This window comes from Ruminococcus flavefaciens 007c, from assembly GCF_000571935.1.
GTDB classification, from domain to species: domain Bacteria; phylum Bacillota; class Clostridia; order Oscillospirales; family Ruminococcaceae; genus Ruminococcus; species Ruminococcus flavefaciens_F.
Map to the genome: position 1 here is coordinate 19,821 of NZ_ATAX01000035.1, position 25,654 is coordinate 45,474.

General features: G+C 48.8%; 23 protein-coding genes. 10 read left to right on the forward strand and 13 right to left on the reverse strand.

Annotated features, from left to right (window positions below; translation table 11 throughout):
• The first annotated feature begins 71 nt into the window (after positions 1 to 71).
• The 3 genes from RF007C_RS17820 to RF007C_RS14010 all read left to right on the forward strand — a co-directional run bounded on the left by RF007C_RS17820 (position 72) and on the right by RF007C_RS14010 (position 3,801).
• On the forward strand, positions 72 to 1,781 hold the full coding sequence (locus RF007C_RS17820; protein ID WP_037300899.1) for a hypothetical protein: 1,710 nt from the start codon (positions 72 to 74) through the stop codon (positions 1,779 to 1,781).
• 36 nt (positions 1,782 to 1,817) lie between these two features.
• Positions 1,818 to 3,437, forward strand: a complete 1,620-nt coding sequence (locus RF007C_RS14005; protein ID WP_037300901.1) for an O-antigen ligase family protein — start codon at positions 1,818 to 1,820, stop codon at positions 3,435 to 3,437.
• Between the two features lie 193 nt (positions 3,438 to 3,630).
• Positions 3,631 to 3,801, forward strand: a complete 171-nt coding sequence (locus tag RF007C_RS14010) for a DUF362 domain-containing protein (protein WP_019680871.1) — start codon at positions 3,631 to 3,633, stop codon at positions 3,799 to 3,801.
• 53 nt (positions 3,802 to 3,854) lie between these two features.
• On the opposite strand, the gene RF007C_RS14015 is transcribed toward RF007C_RS14010, so the two are convergent.
• Entirely contained in the window at positions 3,855 to 4,037 is a 183-nt protein-coding gene (locus tag RF007C_RS14015) for a DUF1540 domain-containing protein (RefSeq protein WP_019680870.1), read from the reverse strand.
• A 193-nt stretch (positions 4,038 to 4,230) separates the two neighbouring features.
• On the opposite strand from RF007C_RS14015, the gene RF007C_RS14020 reads away from it, so the two are divergent.
• Entirely contained in the window at positions 4,231 to 6,249 is a 2,019-nt protein-coding gene (locus RF007C_RS14020) for a DUF6583 family protein (protein WP_037300903.1), read from the forward strand.
• Between the two features lie 60 nt (positions 6,250 to 6,309).
• Here RF007C_RS14020 and coaBC read toward each other — a convergent pair whose 3' ends face one another.
• From coaBC to RF007C_RS14035, 3 genes are all read right to left on the reverse strand, one after another.
• A complete protein-coding gene (gene coaBC, locus RF007C_RS14025) occupies positions 6,310 to 7,503 on the reverse strand; it encodes a bifunctional phosphopantothenoylcysteine decarboxylase/phosphopantothenate--cysteine ligase CoaBC (protein ID WP_037300905.1) in 1,194 nt (397 codons plus the stop codon).
• Between the two features lie 10 nt (positions 7,504 to 7,513).
• Positions 7,514 to 8,494, reverse strand: coding sequence for a 2-hydroxyacid dehydrogenase (locus tag RF007C_RS14030; protein WP_037300907.1), 981 nt, complete (start codon positions 8,492 to 8,494; stop codon positions 7,514 to 7,516).
• Between the two features lie 143 nt (positions 8,495 to 8,637).
• On the reverse strand, positions 8,638 to 9,156 hold the full coding sequence (locus RF007C_RS14035) for a cysteine hydrolase family protein (protein WP_037300909.1): 519 nt from the start codon (positions 9,154 to 9,156) through the stop codon (positions 8,638 to 8,640).
• A gap of 323 nt (positions 9,157 to 9,479) precedes the next feature.
• On the opposite strand from RF007C_RS14035, the gene RF007C_RS14040 reads away from it, so the two are divergent.
• The gene (locus RF007C_RS14040; RefSeq protein WP_037300911.1) at positions 9,480 to 11,252 is read left to right on the forward strand and encodes a CotH kinase family protein; all 1,773 of its coding nucleotides are present in this window, start codon (positions 9,480 to 9,482) and stop codon (positions 11,250 to 11,252) included.
• 58 nt (positions 11,253 to 11,310) lie between these two features.
• Here the strand turns inward: RF007C_RS14040 and RF007C_RS14045 are convergent, their stop codons facing one another.
• The 3 genes from RF007C_RS14045 to RF007C_RS14055 form a co-directional block, all read right to left on the reverse strand.
• On the reverse strand, positions 11,311 to 12,222 hold the full coding sequence (locus tag RF007C_RS14045; RefSeq protein WP_037300913.1) for an amino acid ABC transporter substrate-binding protein: 912 nt from the start codon (positions 12,220 to 12,222) through the stop codon (positions 11,311 to 11,313).
• Positions 12,223 to 12,453: 231 nt separating this feature from the next.
• Positions 12,454 to 13,614: a sporulation protein YqfD gene (locus RF007C_RS14050; RefSeq protein ID WP_037300916.1), complete on the reverse strand. Its 1,161-nt coding sequence runs from the start codon at positions 13,612 to 13,614 to the stop codon at positions 12,454 to 12,456.
• Complete coding sequence (locus RF007C_RS14055) at positions 13,571 to 13,873, reverse strand: YabP/YqfC family sporulation protein (protein ID WP_037300918.1); 303 nt, start codon at positions 13,871 to 13,873, stop codon at positions 13,571 to 13,573. The genes RF007C_RS14050 and RF007C_RS14055 overlap by 44 nt, the downstream gene beginning before the upstream one ends.
• A gap of 57 nt (positions 13,874 to 13,930) precedes the next feature.
• Between RF007C_RS14055 and RF007C_RS14060 the strand changes: the two genes are divergently transcribed.
• The 4 genes from RF007C_RS14060 to RF007C_RS14075 all read left to right on the forward strand — a co-directional run bounded on the left by RF007C_RS14060 (position 13,931) and on the right by RF007C_RS14075 (position 18,892).
• On the forward strand, positions 13,931 to 15,118 hold the full coding sequence (locus RF007C_RS14060) for a hypothetical protein (protein ID WP_037300921.1): 1,188 nt from the start codon (positions 13,931 to 13,933) through the stop codon (positions 15,116 to 15,118).
• Between the two features lie 82 nt (positions 15,119 to 15,200).
• Positions 15,201 to 15,473 (forward strand): co-chaperone GroES, encoded by a 273-nt coding sequence (locus RF007C_RS14065; RefSeq protein WP_019680860.1) that lies wholly within the window; start codon positions 15,201 to 15,203, stop codon positions 15,471 to 15,473.
• A gap of 116 nt (positions 15,474 to 15,589) precedes the next feature.
• On the forward strand, positions 15,590 to 17,212 hold the full coding sequence (gene groL / locus RF007C_RS14070; protein ID WP_037300924.1) for a chaperonin GroEL: 1,623 nt from the start codon (positions 15,590 to 15,592) through the stop codon (positions 17,210 to 17,212).
• Positions 17,213 to 17,284: 72 nt separating this feature from the next.
• Entirely contained in the window at positions 17,285 to 18,892 is a 1,608-nt protein-coding gene (locus RF007C_RS14075) for an ABC-F family ATP-binding cassette domain-containing protein (RefSeq protein ID WP_037300927.1), read from the forward strand.
• Positions 18,893 to 18,982: 90 nt separating this feature from the next.
• On the opposite strand, the gene RF007C_RS14080 is transcribed toward RF007C_RS14075, so the two are convergent.
• The 4 genes from RF007C_RS14080 to RF007C_RS14095 form a co-directional block, all read right to left on the reverse strand.
• Positions 18,983 to 19,387, reverse strand: a complete 405-nt coding sequence (locus RF007C_RS14080) for a hypothetical protein (protein ID WP_037300931.1) — start codon at positions 19,385 to 19,387, stop codon at positions 18,983 to 18,985.
• A gap of 67 nt (positions 19,388 to 19,454) precedes the next feature.
• Complete coding sequence (locus tag RF007C_RS14085; RefSeq protein WP_019680856.1) at positions 19,455 to 20,411, reverse strand: ROK family protein; 957 nt, start codon at positions 20,409 to 20,411, stop codon at positions 19,455 to 19,457.
• Positions 20,408 to 21,382: a type I phosphomannose isomerase catalytic subunit gene (locus RF007C_RS14090; RefSeq protein WP_037300934.1), complete on the reverse strand. Its 975-nt coding sequence runs from the start codon at positions 21,380 to 21,382 to the stop codon at positions 20,408 to 20,410. The genes RF007C_RS14085 and RF007C_RS14090 overlap by 4 nt, the downstream gene beginning before the upstream one ends.
• A complete protein-coding gene (locus tag RF007C_RS14095; protein WP_037300937.1) occupies positions 21,379 to 22,155 on the reverse strand; it encodes a GH25 family lysozyme in 777 nt (258 codons plus the stop codon). Before RF007C_RS14095 ends, RF007C_RS14090 begins: the two co-directional genes overlap by 4 nt.
• 281 nt (positions 22,156 to 22,436) lie before the next feature.
• Between RF007C_RS14095 and RF007C_RS14100 the strand changes: the two genes are divergently transcribed.
• Positions 22,437 to 22,958, forward strand: a complete 522-nt coding sequence (locus RF007C_RS14100; protein ID WP_037300939.1) for a hypothetical protein — start codon at positions 22,437 to 22,439, stop codon at positions 22,956 to 22,958.
• 245 nt (positions 22,959 to 23,203) lie between these two features.
• On the opposite strand, the gene RF007C_RS14105 is transcribed toward RF007C_RS14100, so the two are convergent.
• Together RF007C_RS14105 and gap are read right to left on the reverse strand one after the other, a co-directional pair.
• On the reverse strand, positions 23,204 to 24,238 hold the full coding sequence (locus tag RF007C_RS14105; protein WP_152537175.1) for a hypothetical protein: 1,035 nt from the start codon (positions 24,236 to 24,238) through the stop codon (positions 23,204 to 23,206).
• A 205-nt stretch (positions 24,239 to 24,443) separates the two neighbouring features.
• On the reverse strand, positions 24,444 to 25,481 hold the full coding sequence (gene gap / locus RF007C_RS14110; RefSeq protein WP_037300945.1) for a type I glyceraldehyde-3-phosphate dehydrogenase: 1,038 nt from the start codon (positions 25,479 to 25,481) through the stop codon (positions 24,444 to 24,446).
• Positions 25,482 to 25,654 lie beyond the last annotated feature (173 nt).

Below are 25,654 nucleotides of genomic sequence, written 5' to 3' on the forward strand. Positions count from 1 at the left end.
TATATATGTATTTTTCTCCTCTTGCCTTCAGAGCGAAATAATTTGCGGTAATAGATAAAGGGGGTTTTATAATGAAAATGGAAACATTGCGCAAATGGCTCGTTTCCGCAGCAGTTACGGCACTTATGGCTGCTGTGTCTGTCCCTGTATCCGCAGCCGCGGAGTGGCGTAAGGTGGACAGAATGGGCGATCTTAACGGCGACGGTGAAGTCAATGTGGCAGACATCGTAACGCTGTCAAAGCATCTTCACGGCACAGCAAAGCTGGGCGATAAGAGTATATACAGCATAGGCCGCGATCATTACGCTATCGGAAGCGTTGAAAATAAAGACAAGCTGAATATCAGCAATATGATGACAGGAAACAATGTCATACAGAAGGCCGACCTTAACTGCGACGCCGAGGTGGACGTTTTCGACCTTGTGGAGCTGAGAAAGAACGCTGTCTCAAAGTCAGCCAACGACAGCATCTATCGCTGGTACGAAACTACCACTACCACGACTACAACAACCACTACCACCACAACAACTACTACAACTACAACGGCGCCGCCCAAGAAGGACTTCATACCTGCGCCTATATACGATATGTACGGCACTCTGCCGTCTCAGGACGATGCCAAGCTCCTTATATTCTATGTGGATTTCCCAGACTGCAAGTTCGATTTTGAACCGTCCGCGGAGCGCATAGAGGAGATATCCTTCGGCCCTGAGAACAAGCAGTCAAGGAATTATCCCTTCGAGAGCTTCTCGGCCTTCTATTCGAGAGCGTCAAAGGGCAAGATGAACCTGAAGGGCAAGGCGTACAGATATACCTGCAAGAAGAATATAAGCAGCTATCACGGCGATGTATTCAAGGCTGACTTCACTACCGAGGTCCTGAAGAATATGGACGACCAGGTAGATTATACTCAGTTCGACGCAGACCATGACAACACTATCGACGCTATACTCTTCTGCGTTCCGAGCTCTTCGGACGAGAATGAGTGGTGGCCCTGTGCAGGCGGCTTCGGCGGCAACTACTGGATGAAGGTGGACGGCATGAGCATAGGCCATGTTATCACCGGCAATGCCGCTATCAAGTCAGACAGCGATTACAGCAACTATGTATCAACTTATCTCCACGAGATGGGACACTGCATGGGCCTTCCCGACTATTACCTCTACGATGTGGAGGACTTTGAGGGAATGCACGGCTCGGCAGGCTACGATCTTATGGACGAGGCTTATTCAGACTTCAGCTCTGTCTCTAAGCTCATGCTCGGCTGGTACAGAGAGGATCAGATACAGGTTTACGATCCCTCAAAGGGAGAGCAGACCTTTACACTGAGGAACGGTCAGTCCGACGAGGGCAACTGCCTTATTATACCACGCGGTACTCTGGACAGCCAATACAAATCCGAGTATTTCATACTTGAGTATACCACACTGGATGCAAATAACAGCCAGGTCAAGGGACATTTCTGGTGGAGGCCTACGGGAAGCGGCGTTCGTCTGCTCCACATAGAGGCTACCGAGGAGGATGACGGCTGGCGGAAGTTCTTCAGGTATGAGAGCGGAAACGATGAAGCCACCGATTACAACAACGGCAGACGCTTCATACGTCTGGTGGACGACGGAGACAAGGACAATCTCCTGCGCAAGGGCAGCGTGGTCAACAGCAGCACTCCGGGCTTTGCATGGTATGACAGCTCCGGAAGGCTTACCGAGGATCCCAACATCACCATTACTGTTGGTGAGAAGAACGGCGACAGTTATACCGTAACTGTTTCCCGCAGATAAAAATTCTGTTCCTGATACAGAAAGGAAAAAATATCAATGCCAAAAACCATATTCAATTCATCGGAAAAATCAAATTTCATACTCAATATGACAGAGGAGCAGTATACAAAATATGCTTCGCGCGGACTTTTTATAGCTATGCTGACTACTCCTCTCCTGACTATCGTTCCCGAGCTCAGCTATTCACTTTCAACAAGTACGACAGTTTCCTACGCATTCTCTGCGGCAGGACTTGTCATCGGCGGTGTTATCGCCATGATACTTGCAATAATCGGCATAATGAAAAATTACGTGAGCAAAAGAACGGCTTTTCCCGCAGTAGCTATGGGCATAATGGTGCTATGGGCGGTAGTTTCGCTTATCAAGGGCTGCGACCTGTCCATCTCCATGTATGGCTACCCGAACAGAGGTGAGGGACTGCTTGCCATAATCTTCTATTTCTGCTTCTTTGTTACCGCCATGTGCATAAAGCGCGAAAAAGGTCTGCGGACTATTCTGGACGGTATAGTGGGAGTAGGTGTTCTTAACAGTATCATAGCTCTTGTACAGATATTCACCGGAGAGCTGGGACACTACAAATACATATCCCTTCATCTGTGCGTAAATGCGGCTTCGGGACTTTCAATGTCTCCGCTTTTCCTGGCAATGGTGCTTACACTTTCACTTACAGCCGCGCTTATCGGTTTTGTAACATCAGGCTGTAAAAAGCGCAGGACAATACTCCTTGTGATTAGCGCAGTTTTCTCCTTCATTATGATGTTCACATATTCCTTCATAGGTGTATGCGGACTGGCATTTGCGGTGATCGCGGCATTTGCAGCGGTATTCGTTATGAAGGCTCCGAAGAGCAGACTTGCCTGCATACCTGTCAGCATAGTTTCCGCAGCCGCAGCCGTTGCTCTGGTATACAGCGGCGCTATCGGAAACATAAGCTCTTACAGTCTCTATGACGGTAGGATACTCTGGTTCCAGGACGGTTATTCCAGAGCCTCGGCATCAGGTATGTACAATCCAGATGTGATCGATATCGACAATACGGCTGATGTTTATTTATACATGAACAGCAGGACTATGGATATCATCGAACACAATCCCCTTTTCGGCACAGGCCCCGATCAGCTTGCCTTTGCACTTATAAGGGTAACGGAAGATACAAACCTGAATATGGATATGACGGATTTCATACCCATGAATAAAGGTGTATTCGACAAGGTCTACAATGAGTATCTCTATGTAGCCGCTTCAAGAGGTATACCTTCGCTCATATTCTTTGTTCTCACACTTCTGGCAGCACTTGTTCTGGGACGCGGCTCCTATAAAAAGAAAAGGACTCCCGAGAACTTCACCGTGCTGGTACTTTTGGTCGGCGGAGTGCTCGTATACCTCATAGGATGCAGCAGCATACCATATGCGCCTGTTTTCTGGACCGTTGCGGGAGCTGCCTGTGCAGCTGCTCTGCCGGAGGAGAAGAAAAAGGCCGTAGCTGCGGCAGGAAAGAAGGTCGGCAAAGCCGGGGAGACAGTCTCGGAAGCTAAGAAGGAGGTCTCCGAAGTAAAGGAGAAAGTTTCCAAGGCAGAAGAGAAGACATCGGAAGCTGTAAAGACTGCTTCGGGAGCAAAAAAGAAGCCGTCAAAAAAGGCCAAAAAGAAAAAGTGATACTAAAATGAAAAAATGATGAAAATTAAAGCCTGAGAGACTGACTCTCAGGCTTTTTTTCGCTATTCTCCGTACTTTGACAGCTGTAATTGTAAGTTTGTGCTAACTAAAAACTATTGATTTTCCATGTAGATATGTTACAATATATTTAACGCGGAGCACGTGCTCCCGAATAAAACGGAGGTGTATGTAAATGGCATATATTATTTCTGATGATTGTGTAGCTTGCGGCGCTTGCGCTGGAGAGTGCCCTGTAGGTGCTATTTCCGAAGGCGACGGAAAGTACGTAATTGATGCAGATGCTTGCGTTGAGTGCGGTGCTTGTGCAGGTGTATGTCCTGTAGGTGCTCCTAACGCTGAGTAATCAAAAAAACAAGAGTAAGCAGTTCCGCTAAGGGAACTGCTTATTTTTTTTGCTCATTCGCAGCAGCCTGTGCGCTTTACGAATGAATTGCAGTCAGTACACTCGGGAACGGTAGGATCGTCCTCGTGAGTACCTACGGATATGCAGTCGAGAGAGCAGAAGTGCTCTGACACCATATTGTGCCTGCACTGCGAGACATCGCATTTAATGCTTTTGTTCTTCTTCATTTCTTCCATGATTACACCTCTTATGAAGTATTAGTCCTGCGGACTGATGATATTATGCCCCATGAATTGTGAATTATTCGTGTTGGAATGATTACAGCATGAATACAAATTCCGAGAAATATTGACTTTTTTCATTCTTTGTGATAATATTATCATTAAGGAGCATAAGCTCTCAATGATATATTTACAGGAGGGGATCTGAATGTTTAATAAGGATCAGAATGAATTTACAAATCCACAGTTTGAAAATCAGACGGGGAACGGAGATTACAGCGTTTCAGGTGTTGAGCCTGTTACAGTCAAGAGCAAGGGTAAGAAAGCTGCCTTGATCGGGGGAATCTCAGCAGCCGTTATCGCAGGAGGCGGAGTGACTGCTTACGGTGTTTCCGATACCGTAAAGAATCAGGTAAAGCTCCGTACCAATTCACCTGAAAAGTACTACGCATGGGTGACCGAAAATAATTCCAAGACCATCGGCGAGACAGTCAGCGAGTACTACAAGAAGGGTATCGACAGGTACGAAAAGGGTACTACCGGCAAGATCAATGTTTCTTTTGAACCTACAGCAGAGGTAAAGGACGATCTTATCAAGTCTATGTTCGGCGATGATTACGAGGAGTATGCCGACGATGAAACAAAGCAGTTCATTGATATATTCAAGAATAACGACAAGTACGGAATAAATGCGGAATATGCAAGCAGGAAGGGCAAGCTCAGCACAAATATGGGAGTAGCTCTCGGCGGCGACCGCCTTGCAGGCTTTGAGCTTGCTGCGGATCCCGATGCAATGGATTATTTTGTACGTATTCCCGAACTCAAGGAGCAGTGGCTCGGCATGGAGCTTGGTTCAGCCGAAGAGCTTCTTGGCACAAGCGAAACCATCAATGCCTATAAGGAGATCATGAAGGATCCCGCTTCCTTCCTTTCACCGGAGGATATCGAGAATGAGATCAACAGATATGCGGGCGTATGGGCTTCATTTGCAAACGATGTTGAGCTCGAGAAGAAGGAAGAGGTTGACATCTGCGATATCACCGTAAATTATACGGTTGCTACCATGGATCTCACCGAAAAGGACATCGCAAAGCTCGGAGTCGATATGCTCAAGGAGCTCCGCAACGACAAGGTCGTAAAGAACATCCTTACAGAAAAGCTTAAGGTTGTTGACGAGGATGAATATGAGGAAGACCTTGACGATGCGATAGACAACATCAATGACAACCTCAAGGACGATTACTACGACGACGAGGATGCAGAGATCACTATCGCTACATATATCGACGCAACAGGTACCATCAGGGGTATGAAGTTCTCAGAGGATGATAATTACTTCCTTATGATCGTTGGCAAGGACGGCGACAGCATCCGCGGTGAGGTCAAGATGTGTGAGGATAACGAGGATGTTTTCACAGTAAATCTTACAGCTGAAGAGAACGGCAAGAAGTATACAGGCGATTTAGAGATCACAATTAACGAAAGCTTCTCTTACGATGATGATAATGATGCTACAACTGTTACGGTACTCTTTGAGAATGTAGAGACAGTTGATGAGGAGAAGGGCTATTTCAACGGCGACTTCACTGTAAATATCCCCAATGTAGATCCTATCGTTATCAAGTGCAATGCCGACAAGGACGGCCAGAACATCACATATGACGCAGTTATCGGCGGAAAGAACTACGGAAAGCTCACAGTGGACTATTCACTGGACTTCAAGGCTGATATCGACATTCCCGACAAGGGCAGCGCTTATATGGTGGATATGGAGAAAATGAACGACTTCGAGCTTGAGGACTATGTTACATCAGATGAGTTTAACGGCTTTGTAAAGGGCATTTTCGTAAAGGCAGGCGTCAGCGAGGAGTCAGCAGGCAAATACTCAGAGGCTCTTACCGATGAGGTATTCGGCGAGTTTGACAATGACTTCGATTTTGATGACGACGACTTTGATTTCGATGATGAAGACTTCAACTTTGATGACATCGAAGACAACATCAAGAAGCCTTCCGATGATGATACAACAGCATCATCAAAAACAGATGATGACAGGACAACTGCTTCAGGAAGCAGCGGATTCTCATTCAGTAATGATGATTTCCAGTTTGATCCCGGTCAGTTCAAGTATGATGATTTCAAGGACTATATGTCCGAGGAAGACTTCAACAAGATGGTAGAAGAAGCTAAGAAGTACATGGATGAGTACGAAAAGAAGGCTTCGTAATAAGGCATAACAAAAGACCTCCGGTTTCCGGAGGTCTTTTTTATTGTTATAGTGTATTTATTATTCCGACATGGATCTGAGCTTTGAGAGTATAATGTTGGCAGCGTCGAATTTGCTCATTATTTCGAGCTCCTCATTGCCGTTCCTGGTTATCATGGTTATGATATTGGTATCTGTACCGAAGCCCGAGCCTGCCTTTCTCAGTGAATTTGCGCAGATCATATCGCAGTTCTTCTTGGTAAGCTTCTTCTGCGAGTTCTCGATAACGTTGTCGGTCTCCATAGAGAAGCCGCAGACCACCTGGCCTTCACGGCGGTTCTCACCGATATATTTCAGTATATCCGTTGTACGCTTCAGCGGGATACTCATATCTCCGTCGGCCTTCTTGATCTTGCTGTCCGCAACAGTTACGGGAGTATAATCTGCCACTGCGGCAGCCTTTATGACTATGTCCGTGCTGTCAAGGCGTTCCTTTACGGCGTTGAACATATCCTCTGCGGACTGTACCTTTACCACATTCACGAACATAGGCGGCTCAACGTCGGTATGAGCAGCGACCACTGTGACCTCGGCGCCTCTGAGCATTGCGGCTCTTGCCAGTGCGAAGCCCATTTTTCCGCTGGAGTGGTTGGATATGAAGCGGACAGGGTCAATGCTTTCGCGGGTAGCTCCTGCGGTAACGAGGATCCTTTTGCCTGCAAGGTCCTTCTCGAAGGCTGCCTCGCGGACAATGTACTCAAGGAGAGTCTCCTCATCGGGGAGCTTTCCGTCGCCGATGTCGCGGTTTGCAAGCATACCGCGGACCGGCTCAACTATCTCGTAGCCGAATTTCTTCAGCTTTTCGATATTGTCCTGCACTATGGGATTATGGAACATATTATGGTTCATGGCAGGAGCGATTATTTTTTTGCAGGTACAGGCCATGACAGTGGTAGTGAGCATATCGTCGGCGATGCCGTTGGCGATCTTGCCTATAACGTTGGCCGAAGCAGGAGCTATCATGACTACATCTGCCTTCTTTGCAATGGATACGTGCTCCACACAGTACTCAAAGTTCCTGTCAAAGGTATCTATGAGGCACTTGTGCTGTGTGAGAGTCTCAAAGGTAAGGGGCTGAACGAAGTTGAGCGAATTGGGAGTCATCGCAACGTGTACCTCAGCGCCCAGCTTTGTGAGCATACGTGCAAGGTTGCAGGTCTTGTATATGGCTATGGAGCTTGTTACTCCCAGTAAAACAGTTTTTCCTGTAAGCATTGTATTCACCTCAGATATGGAGTTCGTTGGGACAGTCCTCACCGTTGTGGCAGGCAAGGATGTTGTTAACAGTAGTTTCCGCGATATTTGCCAGAGCTTCTTCTGTCAGGAAGGCCTGATGTGAGGTAACGATGACATTAGGCATGGATATGAGTCTTGCCAGGGTATCGTCGGCGATGATATGTCCCGAGAAGTCCTGGAAGAAAACGTCGGCCTCCTCCTCATATACATCGAGGCAGGCAGCGCCTATCTTACGCGCCTTTATACCTTCAAGGAGAGCCTCTGCGTCAATGAGAGCGCCTCTTGAGGTATTGATGATTACCACTCCTTTTTTCAGCTTGTCTACCGAGTTTTCGTCGATCATATGGTAAGTCTCGTCGGTAAGGGGACAGTGGAATGAGATAATGTCACTGCGGCTGAAGAGCTCGTCCAGTTCAACGTATTCTATTCCGCTGTCCTTTGCGGGAAACTTGTCGTAGGCAATGACGTTCATGCCGAAGCCGCGGCATATATTTATGAATATGCATCCGATCTTACCTGTACCCACAACGCCTACTGTCTTTCCGTGAAGGTCGAAGCCTGTGAGGCCGTTCAGCGAGAAGTTATGGTCTCTTGTTCGGATATAGGCTTTATGGACGCGGCGTATGGAGGTGAGGAGCAGAGCCATGGCGTGTTCCGCAACAGCATACGGAGAGTAGGCGGGAACGCTTACGACTCTGAGCTTGTCCTTGGCATACTGTATATCCACGTTGTTATAGCCGGCACATCTGAGAGCGAGGGTTTTTACGCCCAGTGCCGAGAGTCTGTCGATGACGGCGGCGTTCACCGTATCGTTTACGAAAACGCAGACAGCCTCGCAGCCCTTTGCAAGTGCAGTGGTATCCTCATTGAGCTTGGTCTCGTAGAACTTGAAGGTAATGTTCTTTTCTTTGCCCAGCTTTTCAAAAGCAGGAGTATCGTAAGACTTTGTGTCGAAAAAAGCGACTTTCATCATAATCCACCTTTCTTTGAAAGATCTCGGGTTGATTTAAATACGAGGCTCTAAGAAAAGATCTTAGAGCCTGATGATCGGTCTTGATTTTGTCGGACAGCCTGTCCGTGTCATAGTATGCGCGGTAAGTACATCAAATATACTCAGACTATGGTTGCAAAGATACCTGCCAGAGAAGCGATATATGTCTTCTGGACGGTTTCCGCTGGGATGATCTCGCCGTTTATTTCGAGATCCATGGTAGCGCAGGCGTCGGCAACGAGAGTAACGTCGTAGCCGTGATCCATTGCTGCGCGGACAGTGGTATCAACGCACATATGAGTCATCATACCGCATACGATCAGCTTTTCAACGCCTAAGTTGCGGAGACAGTCGTTGAGCTCCGTACCGAGGAAGCTGTTGGGGCAGTACTTATTGATAACGATGTCGTCGGGCAGGGGCTTGATACGGTCTGATATCTCGCAGCCGTAGGTGCCCTCGTTAAAGAAAGATTCGTCATCGGGGTTGATGTGTCTGATGTATATGATGTGGCGGCCGAGCTTTCGGCTTTCGCTGATAAGCTCAGCGATGCGGGCTTCGGCTGCTCTGGGGTTATGGAGCTCGCAGGCTCCGCCCTCGAAGTAGTCATTTTGTACGTCGATGATGATCAAAGCTTCTTTCATAAACATATCTCCCTAATTGCAGTTTGACGGAGAGCATGATATGCATTGTTATGCCGTTCCCCCCTGCTTTGTAAAAGCCTGCGGCACAACATTGGTCATGATCTCCTGAAATGTTTTTTATTTAGTATACCACATCGCGGCGGCTCTGTCAATCAATTGCGCAGTGGTAATAGTAACGAAAAAAGTCTTATCAGAGCCTGAAAAAATGTAATGTCCCCCACAGAAAGCTGTTTTACGGTGAGTATTGACTTGCTTTTGCGACTATGCTAAAATAATTATGTATTCTTATTTATATACAATGATCGGATAACAGGAGTTGCCTTATGAAGCACAGAAAGAATAGATTTACCGCTCTTGGTCTGACGGTCCTTTCGCTCTGCACAGCGGGAGCCTGCCTGACCTCATGTGCGGAAAAGCCCGTGAAAAGCAGTGTGTCGGCGCCGATAATAGCCGCGGAAGCCGATGAGAGCATAAAGGCTCCCGTATTTTCGGCAGAAAGCGGTTTTTATGACAATGACCTTGAGCTGACCATCACCGCAGGCAAGGGCATGACAATATACTATACCCTTGACGGTTCTGATCCCGTTTCGTCGGGAACGAAGTATGAGGGAGCTGTCAGTCTCAGCGACAGAAGCTCCGAGCCTGATATTCTCAGCGCGAATACGGACGTTGCTGTGCAGGCGAATCCCCCGGGGACTCCCGTGGACAAGGCGGTTGTGGTACGCGCGGCAGCTGTGGATAGTAAAGGTGCCCACAGTCCCATAGCTGTGGGAACTTACTTTATAGGCTTCAACAGGAAAAAGGCCTATTACAGGGATACCAGGATAATCTCCCTGACAGTTGACGAAGCCGATCTTTTTGACTATGACAGAGGCATATTCGTGCTGGGCAGCACATATGACAAGTGGAAAAACAGTGATGAATACGACTATGCGACTCCCGAGTGGTCAATACCCGCAAACTACACCATGCGCGGCAGAGATTGGGAAAGAGAAGCGGCTATGCAGATATTCGAGGGCGGCAGCCTGAAGCTCACACAGAATGTGGGCATCAGAGTACACGGCGGAGCCACACGTTCATATGCTCAGAAGAGCATGAATGTCTACGCAAGGACAGTTTACGGTGCTCCCAAGCTGGAATACGACCTCTTCTCGGGAAGAGTAAGGAACGATACGGACAAGCTCCCTGTAACTGAATTTGACAGCTTTATACTGAGAAACGGTGGAAATGACGCATTTTTCACACGCTTCCGCGACAAGCTGGCTCAGGAGCTTGTCGCTGACCGTGATTTCCTGAAACAGGGCATGGAGCCCTGCATAGTATTCATCAACGGCGAATTCTGGGGACATTACGAGATAACGGAAAAGACCGACGCGGCCTGTATAAAGGAGCACTTCGGAGTACCAAAGAAGAATGTATGTATAATAAAGAAGGAGGCTCTCGACGAGGGCACGGAAGAGGGCTTTGCGGAGTTTCAGGAGCTCAGGGACTGGATAAGGAGCACCGACTTTTCCAACGGGAAAGCCTATGAGGAGCTCTGCTCAAAGGTGGATATGAAGGGCTTCATGGAGTACGTGAGCGCCGAGATCTATATCAACAATTCCAACTGGGGCAAAAGCAATATGGCTGTATGGAAGGCTATGGAGCCTGATGCCGCATTGCCTTATGCAGACGGCAGGTGGCGCTTCATAATGTACGATGCTGATTACAGCTCCGGAATATACGGCGAGGTTCTGCCGGAAGACGACTCCTTCGGTGCTCTTATGGACAGTGACTGCTTCCTTGCCGACCTTTTCAACGGAGCACTGAAAAACGAGGACTTTCGTCAGCAGTTCCGCAGCACATTCAGGGAGATGGCTGAGAAGGATTTCGGCAGCAAGCGCGTAGACAGCAGGATAGACGAGCTTTCTGACGAGTACAGGTATATGACCGTCGATACCTTCGAACGCTTCTGGAGCAGCTGGACAGCCGATGCGGAATGGATCTATAACGAAGAGGTGGAGCGCCTCAGGAGCTTTTATGATAAACGTTATGACAGTATCATGAAGTATCTTGACCTGCATATCCCTGCTTCTGAAAAAAAGGATACAGAGTAAAGACTAAGGGAGGCACCATGAAAAGGTGCCTCCCTTTATATATCTGCTGCAAAAAAGCTTATTTAACAGTAGTGATATCGCTGCCGAACCACTTTGTTGAGATCTCGCCCAGCTTTCCGTCAGCCTTCATTTCGCTGAGCTGCTTCTGTACCTCGTCGCGGAGAGCCTGATCGTTCTTTCTGAATCCGATAGCGTACTCCTCAGCCTCGAGACTGCCGTCAAGGATAACGTAATCCTTGTTATTGGCGGTGATGAGGTAGTTTGCAACTACTGAATCGAGGAAAACAGCATCAGAGAAGCCGAGCTCCATCTGGTTGAGAGCAGTTATGTTGTCTTCGAGAGGAGATTCTGTTATATCTGCAAAGAGATCAGCGCCTTCGAGTATCTCCTGAGCAGTTGAACCTGTCTGAACGCCGATGGTCTTGCCCTTGAGGTCGTCCATTGACTTTATGTCGCTGTCTGAGGGGACAACGAAGATCATCTCGTTCTTCATATATGGCTCGGAGAGGTTCATAGCCTCAGCCCTTGCCGGATTGATCGACATACCGTTCCAGATGCAGTCGATCTTGCCTACATTGAGATCCTGTTCCTTTGTATCCCAGTTTATGGGCTGTTTGACCAGTTCGATGCCCATTCTGTCGCATACCTCCTGAGCAACGTCGATATCAAAGCCGATTATCTCGTTGCTGTCGTCGGTAAAGCCCATGGGAGGGAAGCTTGCGTCAAGACCGAGGACCAGCTTCTTGTCGCTCAGTACCTTCTGGAGTGACTCGTCATCGCCTGCTGTAGCAGCGGCGGTCTCCTCGGGAGCCTCGGTTGTATCTGCCTCGGACGCAGCCTCTGTTGCAGGCTTATCAGCCTTTGAGGTGGAGTCCGCAGCCTTGTTTGGGTCGGAGCAGCCTGCCATTACAGCAGCCATGGAAACAGCAGCGATACCTGCCAGGATTCTTCCGAACATATTCTTTTTCATTGATTTTTTCCTCACTTTCGTTGATTACAATGATGATACACATATAATAGCACATTTCGGTATCGGTGTAAAGTCTGTGACGGAATATTTCGGAACATCATATAAATAATCTGCCCGCAGGCGGAGTAAATTGGCTCTTTTTCGGAAACGACCGCTGAAATAGCCGAGGCATGGCAGCAGTCAGCACGGTAGTATTACAGTTTGGCACGCTTGTCAATATTTTTGAAAAATTTATTTCAGGAACAGATCCTTCTGCTGAGAGATGACTCCCTCCAGCTCATATGTGACCGTAAGAGTGAGGATGTCATCGTCAGCGCGGGAGCTTATATTGCGGCTCAGCATGACAGTATCATCGGACAGGAAGTTCTTCTCATAGATGAATATGCGCTCCATGAGCCTTTGTCTCAGCTCCTCCTCGGAGAATACCATCTCTGCGGGAGCAGTCTCCATGAGCTTCTTTTTTCTTATGCCCAGAGGCAGCTCCTTCCCGAATAACCGCAGCTTTTTCTCGGATATTTCGGCAGAGCTGCTCCTGAAACGGTCTTTTCCGAAGGAAATTGGTATGTCGAGACTGAACAGACGCAGAGTGCGCTGAGTATGCTTTTTGCCCGTGGGAGTGTATTCCTCCCTGCGGAAGGGAGCGGAAAAGCTGACAGTATCGGTGTATTTTCCGCGTACCTCACCCATGGCGTGATAAATATAGGTCCTGCCTTTCTGATCCTCAGCCACGCCGCTGATAAGCAGAGTGCCTTCAGGGACGTATTCTCCCACAGTATGCATGAGATGGCCGCGGCGGACCTTCAGGTCTGTTATCTTGGCATCACGGGCGGCAATAATATTGCAGGGGACACGTTCGGGCTTTATTTCCGGGACGGGCTCGGCTTCACGCACCTGCACCACAAGCCTGCTGCCGGTATGTCTTATACCTGCCCATGCTATCTCGTCCATCATCATGCAGAGCCTGTTTTCCGAGCGGTGGGGATCAATGCTGAATACAGGAGTACCTGTTTTTATATCCAGTTCCGATAGGGCGGCGAGTATCTTTTCGTCGCTTACGGATGAATTTCCCTGTATATCAATGGTGACCACCGTTCTGGAAAAGTACAGCACCGCCGCGGCAGCTGCCGCAGCTCCTGCCAGAAGTCCGATGCGTCTGCGCAGCAGTCGGAGGCGTAAGAAAAGAGAGCGGTATTCTGCGGTTTTCAGTGTTATACCGCAGCTTTCCGCGGTGCTTTGCAGCCTTTTCATATCACTTTTCGGGACATCGGCATAGAATGTATTGTTCCTGCAATACTGTCCGCGGCATTCAATACCTTCCTCGTGCAGCATATTTATGAACCTGTACAGGTCATTCCCCCGTGCGTTTATCCTCACGCAGCTTCTTATCTTCATATACAGTCCTCCTTTCTGTGAAGCTCATCTGCTTTATGCAGCCTCTTATGACCAGTCCGCCTGTGCGGAAATCATAGGCGCGGAGGCCGCTGCCGTGTATATCAACGTAAAGGCCGCCTGAGATCAGTCTCATGTAGACCTCGCTGCATTCCTCGATACGCCGGCAGCTGTCGATGATGAGCTCCCTGTTGCCCGAGATATGTATGCCTGTATCTAGACAAAGCTTTTCTTTGCCGAGCTCTGAGAGCCATTCAAACATAAGTCTCACTCCCGTATATTTTTTCACTTCCAATAATATGATTTATGGGGTGATGATATGAAGAAATATACAGGAAAAGCCTTGAAAGCTGCGTATACGGCGGCTGCAGCCCTGCTTCTTGTGTTCTGTCTGACTGATACTCAGGCAGCATCGGAGGCGGTATGCAGCGGTATAAGACGCTGTCTTGATACGGTCATACCGTCGCTCTTTGCTGTTATGGTGTTCTCCTCGGTATTCGCAGAGAGCGGAGCAGTCTCCCTGATGCCTGCATGGGCAGGGAAGCTCAGCCGTCTCCTCTTCGGCATGGGCGGAGAGGTATTCCCCGTATTCACCTTCAGTATGTTTGCGGGCTATCCTGTGGGAGCAAGGCTGCTTTATGAGGAATACTCCGCAGGGAGACTGGAAAAGCGGCAGGCGGAGCTGCTGGCGGGACTGTGCTTCGGCGCGGGGCCGGCCTTTATATTCGGCTGTATCTCACGCAGGCTTTACGGCACATCGTCCCCGGGACAGCTGCTGCTCATTTCCAATGCAGCCGCAAATATACTGCTTGCGCTGGCGGTTTCCGTGTTTTTGCGCAGGTGCGCTCCGCCGCAGACGGCAAAGCGCAGAACGTGCATATCAGTGGATATGCTGACGGACTGTGTTATCGGCAGCGGCAGGGCAATGGCGGGGATATGTGCTATGATACTGGCTTTTTCCGCAGTCACGGCGTTTCTGGAGCGTACAGGAGCCGTTTCCGCGGCAGGAGCGCTCATAGCCGGATTCACCTCACTTGACAGGAAACAGGCTTCACAGCTTGTCGCGGTCTTTCTTGATGTGACCTCTGCGGGGGAGCTTCCCCGGGGCGACTGGCTGCTGCTGCCCTATATAAGCGGTCTGACCTCTCTCGGTGGGGTATGCGTGTACTGCCAGACGGCAGCGGTGAGCAGGGGAAGGCTCTCCATGAAGCCCTTCATTATAATAAGAACAGCGGCATCGGTTATAAGCTTTTATGTATGCAGGCTGCTGCTGCCCATATTCATGGAGCGCGAGACAATGGCGGCGTCGGCGCTGAAGCCGTGCAGCGGGACCACGGCAGTGCCCTCGGTCATGCTGGTGCTGATGACGGTGATGCTGATGTGGGAATACGGGGGCAGAAGCGGCGGCAATCAGCTTCAAGCACATAAAAATTCACGAAAAGGCCGCAGATTTGTTCACAGTGCCAAAAATTGTGAAAGCTTGCAGAAAAGGCTTGATTTATTGTAAAAAGGTGGTAAAATATAATTAGCACTCAGAGAGAAAGAGTGCTAAACTTGAATTGCTTATTAATTATCAGGAGGTATATATCATGACTATCAAACCCTTACAGGACAGAGTTGTCGTTAAAATGACAGAAGCTGAGGAAACAACCAAGAGTGGTATCATTCTCTCGGGTTCGGCAAAGGAGAAGCCTGAGGTAGCTGAGGTCGTTGAGGTAGGTCCCGGAACCTCTGACGTTAAAATGGAAGTCAAGAAGGGCGACAAGGTGCTCATCTCCAAGTATTCGGGTACAAATGTAAAGCTCGAGGGTGAGGAATTCATCATTGTAAAGATGGAAGACATTCTCGCAATAGTAAAATAAGAACTACTGTAGGGAACGCTGCCCTCGGCGTCCCGAATATACATCAGATATTAAGCATGGAACGGCGAGGGCACCGTTCCCTACAAATCAAGATATGATAAAAGGAGTAGATAACTATGGCTAAGGATATAAAGTACGGCGAAGACGCAAGAAAGGCTCTTCAGGCAGGTATCGACAAGCTTGCTGATACAGTAAGGATAACAATGGGTCCCAAGGGCAGGAACGTAGTTCTCGATAAGAAGTTCGGCGCTCCCCTCATCACAAACGACGGTGTTACCATCGCAAAGGACATCGAGCTTGAGGACGCTTTCGAGAATATGGGCGCTCAGCTGGTCAAGGAAGTTGCAACAAAGACCAACGACGCAGCAGGCGACGGTACAACAACAGCTACACTTCTCGCACAGACCATCGTTCGTGAGGGTATGAAGAATATCGCAGCAGGCGCAAATCCCATGGTATTGAAGAAGGGTATCGCAAAGGCTGTTGACGTTGCTGTAAAGGCTATCGTTGACAACTCAAAGTCTGTTACAGGTTCAGAGGATATCGCAAGAGTAGGTACTGTTTCTTCTGCCGACGAGAACGTAGGTAAGCTCATCGCTGAGGCTATGGAGAAGGTGACTTCCGACGGCGTTATCACCATTGAGGAGAGCAAGACTGCCGAGACCTACAGCGAGGTAGTTGAGGGTATGCAGTTCGACAGAGGCTACATCTCACCCTATATGGTAACAGATACAGATAAGATGGAAGCTGTATACGACGACGCTTTCGTTCTTATCACAGACAAGAAGATCTCTTCTATCCAGGAGATACTCCCGCTTCTCGAGCAGATCGTAAAGATGGGCAAGAAGCTTGTCATCATTGCTGAGGACGTTGAGGGCGAGGCTCTTACAACTATCATACTCAACAACCTGAGAGGCACCTTCAAGGTAGCAGCTGTAAAGGCTCCCGGCTTCGGCGACAGACGCAAGGAGATGCTCAAGGATATCGCAGTTCTCACAGGCGGCGAGGTTATCTCTTCCGAGCTCGGTCTTGAGCTTACAGAGACAACTATCGATCAGCTCGGCCAGGCTAAGCAGGTAGTTATCCAGAAGGAGAACACCATCATCGTTGACGGCGCAGGCGACAAGAAGGCTATCAAGTCAAGAGTTGCCCAGATCAGAAACGCTATCGAGACCACAACATCAGACTTTGACCGCGAGAAGCTTCAGGAGAGACTTGCAAAGCTTGCAGGCGGTGTTGCAGTTATCAAGGTCGGCGCAGCTACAGAGATCGAGATGAAGGAGAAGAAGCTCCGTATTGAGGACGCTCTTGCAGCTACAAAGGCAGCTGTTGAAGAGGGTATCGTAGCAGGCGGCGGTACAGCATTCGTAAATGCTATGCCCGCTGTAAACAAGCTCATCCCTACACTTGAGGGCGACGAGAAGACAGGTGCAAAGATCATACTCAAGGCACTTGAGGCTCCTGTACGTCAGATCGCAGAGAACGCAGGTCTTGAGGGCAGCGTTATCGTTGACAAGATCGTTCGTTCACGCAAGGTAGGCTACGGCTTCGATGCATACAACGAGGTATACACAGATATGATCCCTGCAGGTATCGTTGATCCTACAAAGGTAACAAGAAGCGCACTTCAGAACGCAGCTTCAGTTGCTTCAATGGTACTCACTACCGAGAGCCTTGTGGCAGACATCAAGGAGGATGCTCCTGCTGCTCCCGCAATGCCCGCAGGCGGTATGTATTAATAAAGAACAGCACAAAGCCCTCTCCGAGCGGGAGGGCTTTATTTCTGTTATATCAGTTTTTTCGGAGGTACTATGATAACAGTCAGCAATGTGAGCGTTCAGTTTGGCGGCTCGACGCTTTTCAAGAACGTAAACCTGAAATTCACCAATGGCAACTGCTACGGTGTTATCGGCGCCAACGGCGCAGGAAAATCCACCTTTCTCCGTGTTCTGTGCGGAGAACTGGAGCCTGCCTCAGGTGAGGTGACAATGCCCAAGGAGGAGCGTCTCAGCGTACTCAAGCAGGATCACTTCGCCTATGACGAGTACACGGTACTGGATACCGTTATTATGGGAAATGCCCGCCTTTACGAGATAATGCAGGAGAAGGACGCCCTTTACGCAAAGGAGGACTTCTCCGAGGAGGACGGCGTAAAGGCTTCCGAGCTGGAGGGCGAATTCGCTGAGCTCAACGGCTGGGAGGCTGAGTCCGACGCTTCCAAGCTCATACAGGGACTGGGACTTTCCGAGGATATACTCTATTCCCAGATGTCGTCCCTTTCGGGTAACGAAAAGGTAAAGGTGCTGCTTGCACAGGCTCTTTTCGGCAATCCCGATATAATACTCCTTGACGAGCCTACCAACCACCTTGATATAGACGCAGTACGCTGGCTTGAGGAGTTCCTCTCGGAGTACTTCGGTACAGTTATAGTCGTATCCCATGACAGACACTTCCTCAATAACGTATGCACACATATCGTGGATATAGACTACAACAAGATCAAGATGTATGTGGGCAACTATGAGTTCTGGTACGAGTCCAGCCAGCTCATACAGCGCATGATAAAGCAGCAGAACAAGAAGAACGAGGAGAAGATAAAGGAACTGAAGGACTTCATTGCGCGATTCTCCGCAAACAAGTCCAAGTCCAACCAGGCCACATCACGCCGAAAGCTTATTGAAAAGCTCACCGTAGAGGAGCTTCCCGCTTCAAGCAGAAGATACCCATTTATCGGCTTTGATATGGACAGAGAGCTGGGTAAGGATATATTGCAGGTGGAAGGCCTCACCAAGACCGTTGACGGCGTAAAGCTCCTTGACAACGTCAGCTTCACACTGGGCAGAACAGACAAGGTAGCTTTTGTGGGCGAGAGCGAGCAGGCGATAACCATGCTTTTCAAGATACTCATGGAGGAGGAGCAGCCCGACTCCGGAAGCTTCAAGTGGGGAGTATCTGTTACCACATCATATATGCCCGTGGACAACTCCGAGTATTTCAACGGCTGCGAGCTGTCGATACTGGACTGGATACGCCAGTATTCCGTAAAGGACGAGACAGAGACCTATCTCCGCGGCTTCCTGGGACGTATGCTGTTCTCGGGAGACGATGTGTACAAGCCCGTAGATGTACTGTCCGGAGGCGAAAAGGTGAGATGTATGTTCTCACGTATGATGCTTTTCGGCTCCAACGTGCTGGTGCTTGACCGTCCCACCAACCACCTTGACCTTGAGAGCATCACCGCAGTAAACAACAGCCTTATCAACTTCAAGGGAGTAGTGCTCCTTGCTTCTCACGACCATGAGATAATGCAGACCACAGCAAACCGCATAATCGAGATACTTCCCGACGGCGGCTGTCTTGACAGACAGGGAACCTATGAGGAGTTCATAGACTTCAAGAAGGCAAACGGACTTCTCTGATCTGTAGGTTAATGGTATCACCGCAGAAGATAATATAAAGCAACAAGCCTGAAAGCTGTAATGAAGCTTTCAGGCTTGTTTTATATACTGTCATTCAAATTTAAAATCGAATTTTCCGCCCTTGCATTTTTCTTCGGTATCAAGAGTGATCTTAACCGTACCTTTTCCCAGGTCGCTCAGGGATGAATCAATTTCTTCGCCGCCCTTGAGTGAAAACAGTTCCTTTTTGGTACCGTCTGTCTCGTAGTATACGGTAATATTTCCTGATTCAAGCTTTCCCGAGTATTTGAGCTCCTTTGCCGAACCGCTCCTTGAACTGATACTGAAGCTGTCGCTGCCTTTAAAGGAAGAGAAGCTCATATGGGCAGAGCCGGTGGTATTGGATTTGACATAGCCGGTAGCCATATAGCCGGAAGTGTTGACATTGCAGCCCGCAAGACAAAATACGGAAAGTATCATGATCAGAGAAATAATGAGAAGAGATCTTCTTTTCATGCTGGTATATCCTTTCATTATGTCATTTTATTGATAAGGGGCGGATATATTATCCGCCCCTGCCGGATCACTGATTAGCTCTTCCGAGGAAAGCAGCACCGATTATACCTGCGTCGTTGCCCAGCTTGGCAATAACGATCTCGGTATTCTTGGGTGAGTTGCGGGTATAAACTTCCTTGGCAACAAGCTCCTTCATGGGGAGGAGAAGGGGATCGCCCTCATTGCAGACGCCGCCGCCGATACAGAGTATATCGGGCTGGAAGATATTGATTGTATTTGTGATACCTGCTGCAAGGTACTTGATGTACTTGTCAACAACAGCCTTTGCGTACTTGTCGCCTGCTCTCATGCAGTCGAAGGATGTACGTGCTGTGACCTTGCCTCTTTCGTCGGCAGTCTTTGCCATGATGCTGTCGGGATGCTCTGCAATAGCCTCATTTGTCATACGGATGAGGCCTGTTGCTGAAGAATAAGCCTCAAAGCAGCCCTTTCTGCCGCATGAGCACTGTGCGCCGTCCACTTCTATAACGGTATGACCGATCTCAGCGCCTGCAAAGTTTGAGCCTGAGTAGATCTTGCCGTCGATAATGATTCCGCCGCCGACGCCTGTTCCGAGGGTGATGCATACAGCGTTCCTTGCGCCCTTTGCTGCACCTGCAACGAACTCGCCGTAAGCAGCTGCATTAGCGTCGTTCTCAATGAAAACGGGCTTGTTGATAGCTTCCTGTATGTACTTTACCATGGGAGTATCCTTGAAGCCCAGGTTATTTGAGTATTCGATGATACCTGTCTCGCTGTTGGCGATGCCGGGAGTACCTACGCCGATCCATTCGATCTGATCCATGGTGAGATCAGCATTCTTTACAGCCTCAACTGCCATTCTTGCCATATCAGCAGCGATCTCCTTTTCGGGACGGGGACAGTTGGTCTTAGTGCTTGCCTTGGCGATGATATTGTAATCCTCGTCAACTACGCCTGCGACGATATTTGTGCCGCCCAGGTCGATTCCTACATAGTATTTCATATTATATCCTCCTTATTGATGGTAGTGACTATGATGTCACAGTTACCTTTTATAGCGTATGCGCCTATTCCTGCGGGAACAAAAACGCTTGTGCCCATTTTGAGTTCCAGCCTGTAATTATCGGCAACAAGCTCGCCGCCGCTTCCGCCTATCATCAGTACGTGTGCGAATGAACTGCTGTCCGCGCAGAGCTCAAGTTCCTTTATGAGCCTGTGACGGTTGACATTGAAGTATTCGCAGTCTGCAAGAAGCTGAGTGACTACTCCGTCCAGCTCCATGCCGTAAACGGGACGGCTGGGATCGGAGGGTTCGGTATTTGTTACTTCTATTGCCTTTTCTATATGGAGCGGTCTCGGTTTTCCGTCTGCACCCAGTCTGCCGTAGTCGTAGACGCGGTAGGTCACGTTGGAGCTCTGCTGTATCTCGGCAATGAGTATGCCCTTGCCGATAGCATGGAGAGTTCCGGGCTCTATGAAGAAAACGTCACCCTGCTTTACGGGAACGCGGTTTACCTTGTCCATGAGGGTATTATCCTCTATGGCCCTGCGGAATTCCTCCTTTGTGAGCTTTTCCCTGAAGCCGTAGACCAGCTCTGCGCCTTGCTCGGCATCGATGATGTACCACATTTCGGTCTTTCCGTTGTCGTTTTCATATTTTCTTGCGTATTCGTCATCGGGGTGGACCTGTACCGACAGATCGTTCCTTGCGTCGATGAGCTTTACCAGAACAGGAAAGCTGTCTCCGCTTTTAAAGCCTGTACTGACAGCTTCGGGGTGTTCCTTTACGAAGCTGCTGAGCTTCATGCCGTCATATTCGCCGCCGTCGATGATACACTCACCGTCGGGGTGACAGCTGAGCTCCCAGCTCTCTGCCAGTCTTTCAAGCTCGCTTTCCTTGCCGAACAGCTCACGGAGCCTTGTTCCGCCCCAGATATAGTCCTTGATAGGTGCTTTAAGATAAAATGGTCTCACTTGTTTGCCTTTCTTTCTGTATCGGCAGAGCTTTTTTCTGCCTTATTCGATGGCTTTGCGAATTCCCTGCTGAAGTCCTCCGCAGTGCCGTTATATACATTCAGATCGATATGCTCCTCATCGCCGTCATAGCCTGTGAGAGTGCCCTTGTCGCTGTACTGCCAGAATTTCCAGTTTATGAGGTCCGGCTCGCAGTTGACGCTCCTTATCCAGAGGGGGTAATCGGAGAAGTTTTTTCTGATATACCTGAAATATACGGGCAGGGTGCTGTATATTATGGGCTTTACGCCGTAATGTGCTTCAAGTCTTTCAAGGAGCGGACGGAGTATAGCCTCGGTCTCCTCCTGAGAGGGCTTGTGTCTGCGCTTATCGCCGTAATACTCTATATCTATCACGGGAGGCATATCTATCTCGTCCTTCCTCACCGAGGAAATGAAATTGTCTGCCTGAGTCTCGCCTGCACTGTCAAAGCTGAAAAAGTGATAAGCTGAGACCTTTATGCCCGTACCTGCTGCTCTGTCAAGGTTGCGGCGTACCGATTCGTCGGTGTGACCGCTGCCCTCCGTGGCTTTTATGAAGGCAAAGGAAACGTTCTGCGCTTCCAGTTCCTGCCAGTTTATGTCTCCCTGATAATTGGAAACGTCAACGCCGAATACAGGATATATAGCCCTGTTGACCCTGGCTGTGGAAAAAAAGAGCGATGCAGCCGCTGTTGCAGCGGTGAAGACACCGCCCAGCAGGACACATGATATTTTTCGTTTCACTATGTTCATACTAACAGAAACAACTCCCTGATACTGTATTTCCCTGTGGGGAACGGAGTGACCTGACGCTGTCAGCTGTCAGGAGTCATACAATAATATAATAAACTAAAATGCTGAAATAGTCAACACTTTTTTTTCAATTGTACAAAAAGTACCTGTCCGCCGTCTTCGGCGTGAGATCAGATCTCTTTGCACAGAATGGGTTCAGCTCCTTTCGCGGCATCGGGATATTGACAATATGTATGAAAGAAAGTATAATTGAGATGACAATGTCTTGCGGGGGAAAATATATGGATTTTGAGGAAGAATACAAAAAGAACAGGACAGCAATGAAAAGGTGCAGAAAAACAGAGACAGCTTCTTTTATAGTTTTGGCAGCAAATATCGCTATATCCATATGGCTTCTGGTAGCAGCTGTTATTTCAGGTGAGGTTCTTGTCCTGATCGCTTCCGTTCTGGGACTGGCTGCCTCCGCACTGGGCATACTCGGTTTATACAAAAAGGATTCCGCCATTGCCATAGCTGCGGGAGTGTTCCTCATAGCGGAGATGGGGATCATGTTCTTTGCTGACGGGCCCGACCTCATAGGAGTTCTGGAGGTCGCCGTATTCGGATATTTCGCTGCTGCAAACTTCCTGAATATAAAGAAGTACAGGTGGCTTGAACAGCAGGACGGCTTTCCGAATTTTGAGCCGCGTCTCAAGGAATATGACATGGACAGGGCGCAGCGCAATATAAAGGATCCCTATGCGAGGAAAATGGAGGAAATGAAAAAGAATAACGCTTCCGCAGGTCATATGGACGAGCTCTGAGAGGCACCGCAGAATGTGCCCTTTTATATATTGGCCGAAAAAGCATGAAATTCAACGGAAAACCATTGAATTTCAGATAAAAAGATCTTATATTCTCTGTTTTGCACAAATGAGAGAAGATTCATATGTGCAGAATGATGAAATCCCCGAGGCTTTGCCTCGGGGATTGTTATTATTATCATACTTGTAAAAACGTGAGCTGCGATGTGCAGGGTAGGATAATATCCGCCGCAAAACGGCAGCTGTCATATTATGCCGTAAAGCTGCTTGGCGTCACAGGGGTCAAAGGGCACAAGACTGCTGCTGTTCCTTGTGAGCACAAGACCGCTGTTGTTCCCTACGGGAGTAAGCGAGAACTTGCCGTCTCGTCTGTGAGCGGCTCTGAAAACGCTGCCGAGCCTTGAATTTACGGGTATTCCCGCAAGCTCAAAGGTTATGCCCGCTTCCGTTATCCTCACATCAAGGGTGGGAAGCTCGCGGAAGGGATGGCATACCATTCCGTTGGCTGCATAGTGGCCGCGCAGAGGAGTTACCATGGTATCACGGTAAAAACGGTAAAGCAGAGCAGCAACTGCCTGCTCGGTATCATAAAGGCGCTTTCTTATCTCCTGCTCGGGAGAGGCTAAAAGCTCGGGTATCTCGCGGCATATGGCTGCTGCATTGGTGTTAAGCGCCGTGGAAAAGCTGCTGCGCATGGCAAACCGGCGGAGATGAGTGTATGAGATCTGCTGCTCGGGTACAAATTCCGGATACATAGCCGAGGCCAGATATTCGTAATTCATATGGAGCAGCCGCCTGTTGGAAAAATATGTCCACTTGGCTGCGTGTGGCAGACAGCACATATCCGACATGAAATGTACGGCTCTGCCTAAATATGCGGCGCTTTGCTTCAGGAAGCCCGCGTGATACATGGTAAGAGCCATTGTATAGTCCTCTTCAAACATGGTCCTTGCGCTGCGGGCAAAACAGTCCTTGCCGTTGCGGAAGTAGCCTGCCACAGGAGAAAGAGGTCTGCCGTCGGTGGAGCAGGCACAGTAATAATGTCTGCCTGCGCCGTTTTCGCGGTCGTTCTTGTCGTCGGGGAGTATGGTGTATGGCAGCATTATATCCACCATTGGCTTTATCAGGGCTTCTGCGTCGGGAGCTGCCTCTTTCAGAAGCCTGACGGAACGGATAAGTATATCCTGATGTATCTGAGTGTGAGGGAGCTGCTTCTTTTCCTCGTATTTTTCCGTAAGTGCGTGAAGTATATATGCGGTATTTTTCCATTTATTGTACATTGGTGCCGAGCTCCTTTCCTGCGCCTTGCCAGCTCTGCTGCTGACCATGCTGTCTCTTATATGAACTGTTGAGCCGCTGCTGCAGCTTCAAGTATATTTCACGATATACTAAAATTATACCCCTACAGGCGGAGTTTGTCAACACCATGGAAATACAAAAAGGGCGTTCCGAAGAACGCCCCTGATATTGCATATATGTCAGCTATTAGCCGAGCTCTGCAAAGTACTTGATTGTTCTTACCATCTGTGATGTGTAAGAATTCTCGTTGTCGTACCATGAAACAACTTGTACCTCGTAGAGGCCGTCACCGATCTCTGCAACCATTGTCTGTGTTGCATCGAAGAGTGAACCGAATCTCATACCGATAACGTCAGAAGATACGATCTGATCCTCGTTGTAGCCGAAGGACTCTGAAGCAGCAGCCTTCATTGCAGCGTTGATGCCTTCCTTAGTTACGTTAGCACCCTTAACTACTGCTGTGAGGATTGTTGTGGAACCTGTAGGAACAGGAACTCTCTGTGCGCTGCCGATGAGCTTGCCGTTGAGCTCAGGGATAACAAGGCCGATTGCCTTTGCAGCACCTGTGCTGTTAGGAACGATGTTAGCAGCACCTGCTCTTGCTCTTCTGAAGTCGCCCTTTCTGTGAGGACCGTCAAGGATCATCTGATCGCCTGTGTAAGCGTGGATTGTGCTCATGATACCGCTCTGGATAGGAGCATAGTCGTTAAGAGCCTTAGCCATAGGAGCGAGGCAGTTTGTTGTGCATGAAGCAGCTGAGATGATCTTGTCATCCTTTGTGAGTGTCTTCTCGTTTACGCTGTAAACGATTGTAGGAAGATCGTTGCCTGCGGGAGCAGAGATAACAACCTTCTTAGCACCTGCATCGATGTGAGCCTGTGACTTGTCCTTTGAGCAGTAGAAACCTGTGCACTCGAGTACAACGTCTACGCCGATCTCGCCCCAAGGAAGCTCTGCAGCGTTAGCCTTTGCATAGATTGTAAGTGTCTTGCCGTCAACAGTGATTGTACCAGCTTCGTCATCAGCTGTAACTGTGTGGAGATTCTCACCGATCTTTCCGCAGTAGCCGCCCTGAGCTGTATCATACTTGAGAAGCTGAGCGAGCATTGAAGGCTTTGTAAGGTCGTTGATTGCAACTACCTCGTAACCGGGAGCATCAAACATCTGTCTGAATGCAAGACGGCCGATACGGCCGAAACCATTAATAGCAACTTTAACTGACATGGGATATACCTCCTAAAAATTTGTATAGTCTTATTATAACGCAACTCGGAAATTTTTTCAAGAGGTTCGATAAAAAAATAACAGATTTTTTGTGAAAAGTGCATATTATACAAATGTCAGAGTTGGCCTATTCGCAATTTTGTTGCTATTTTCTTTTTCAATATCCGCCCTCA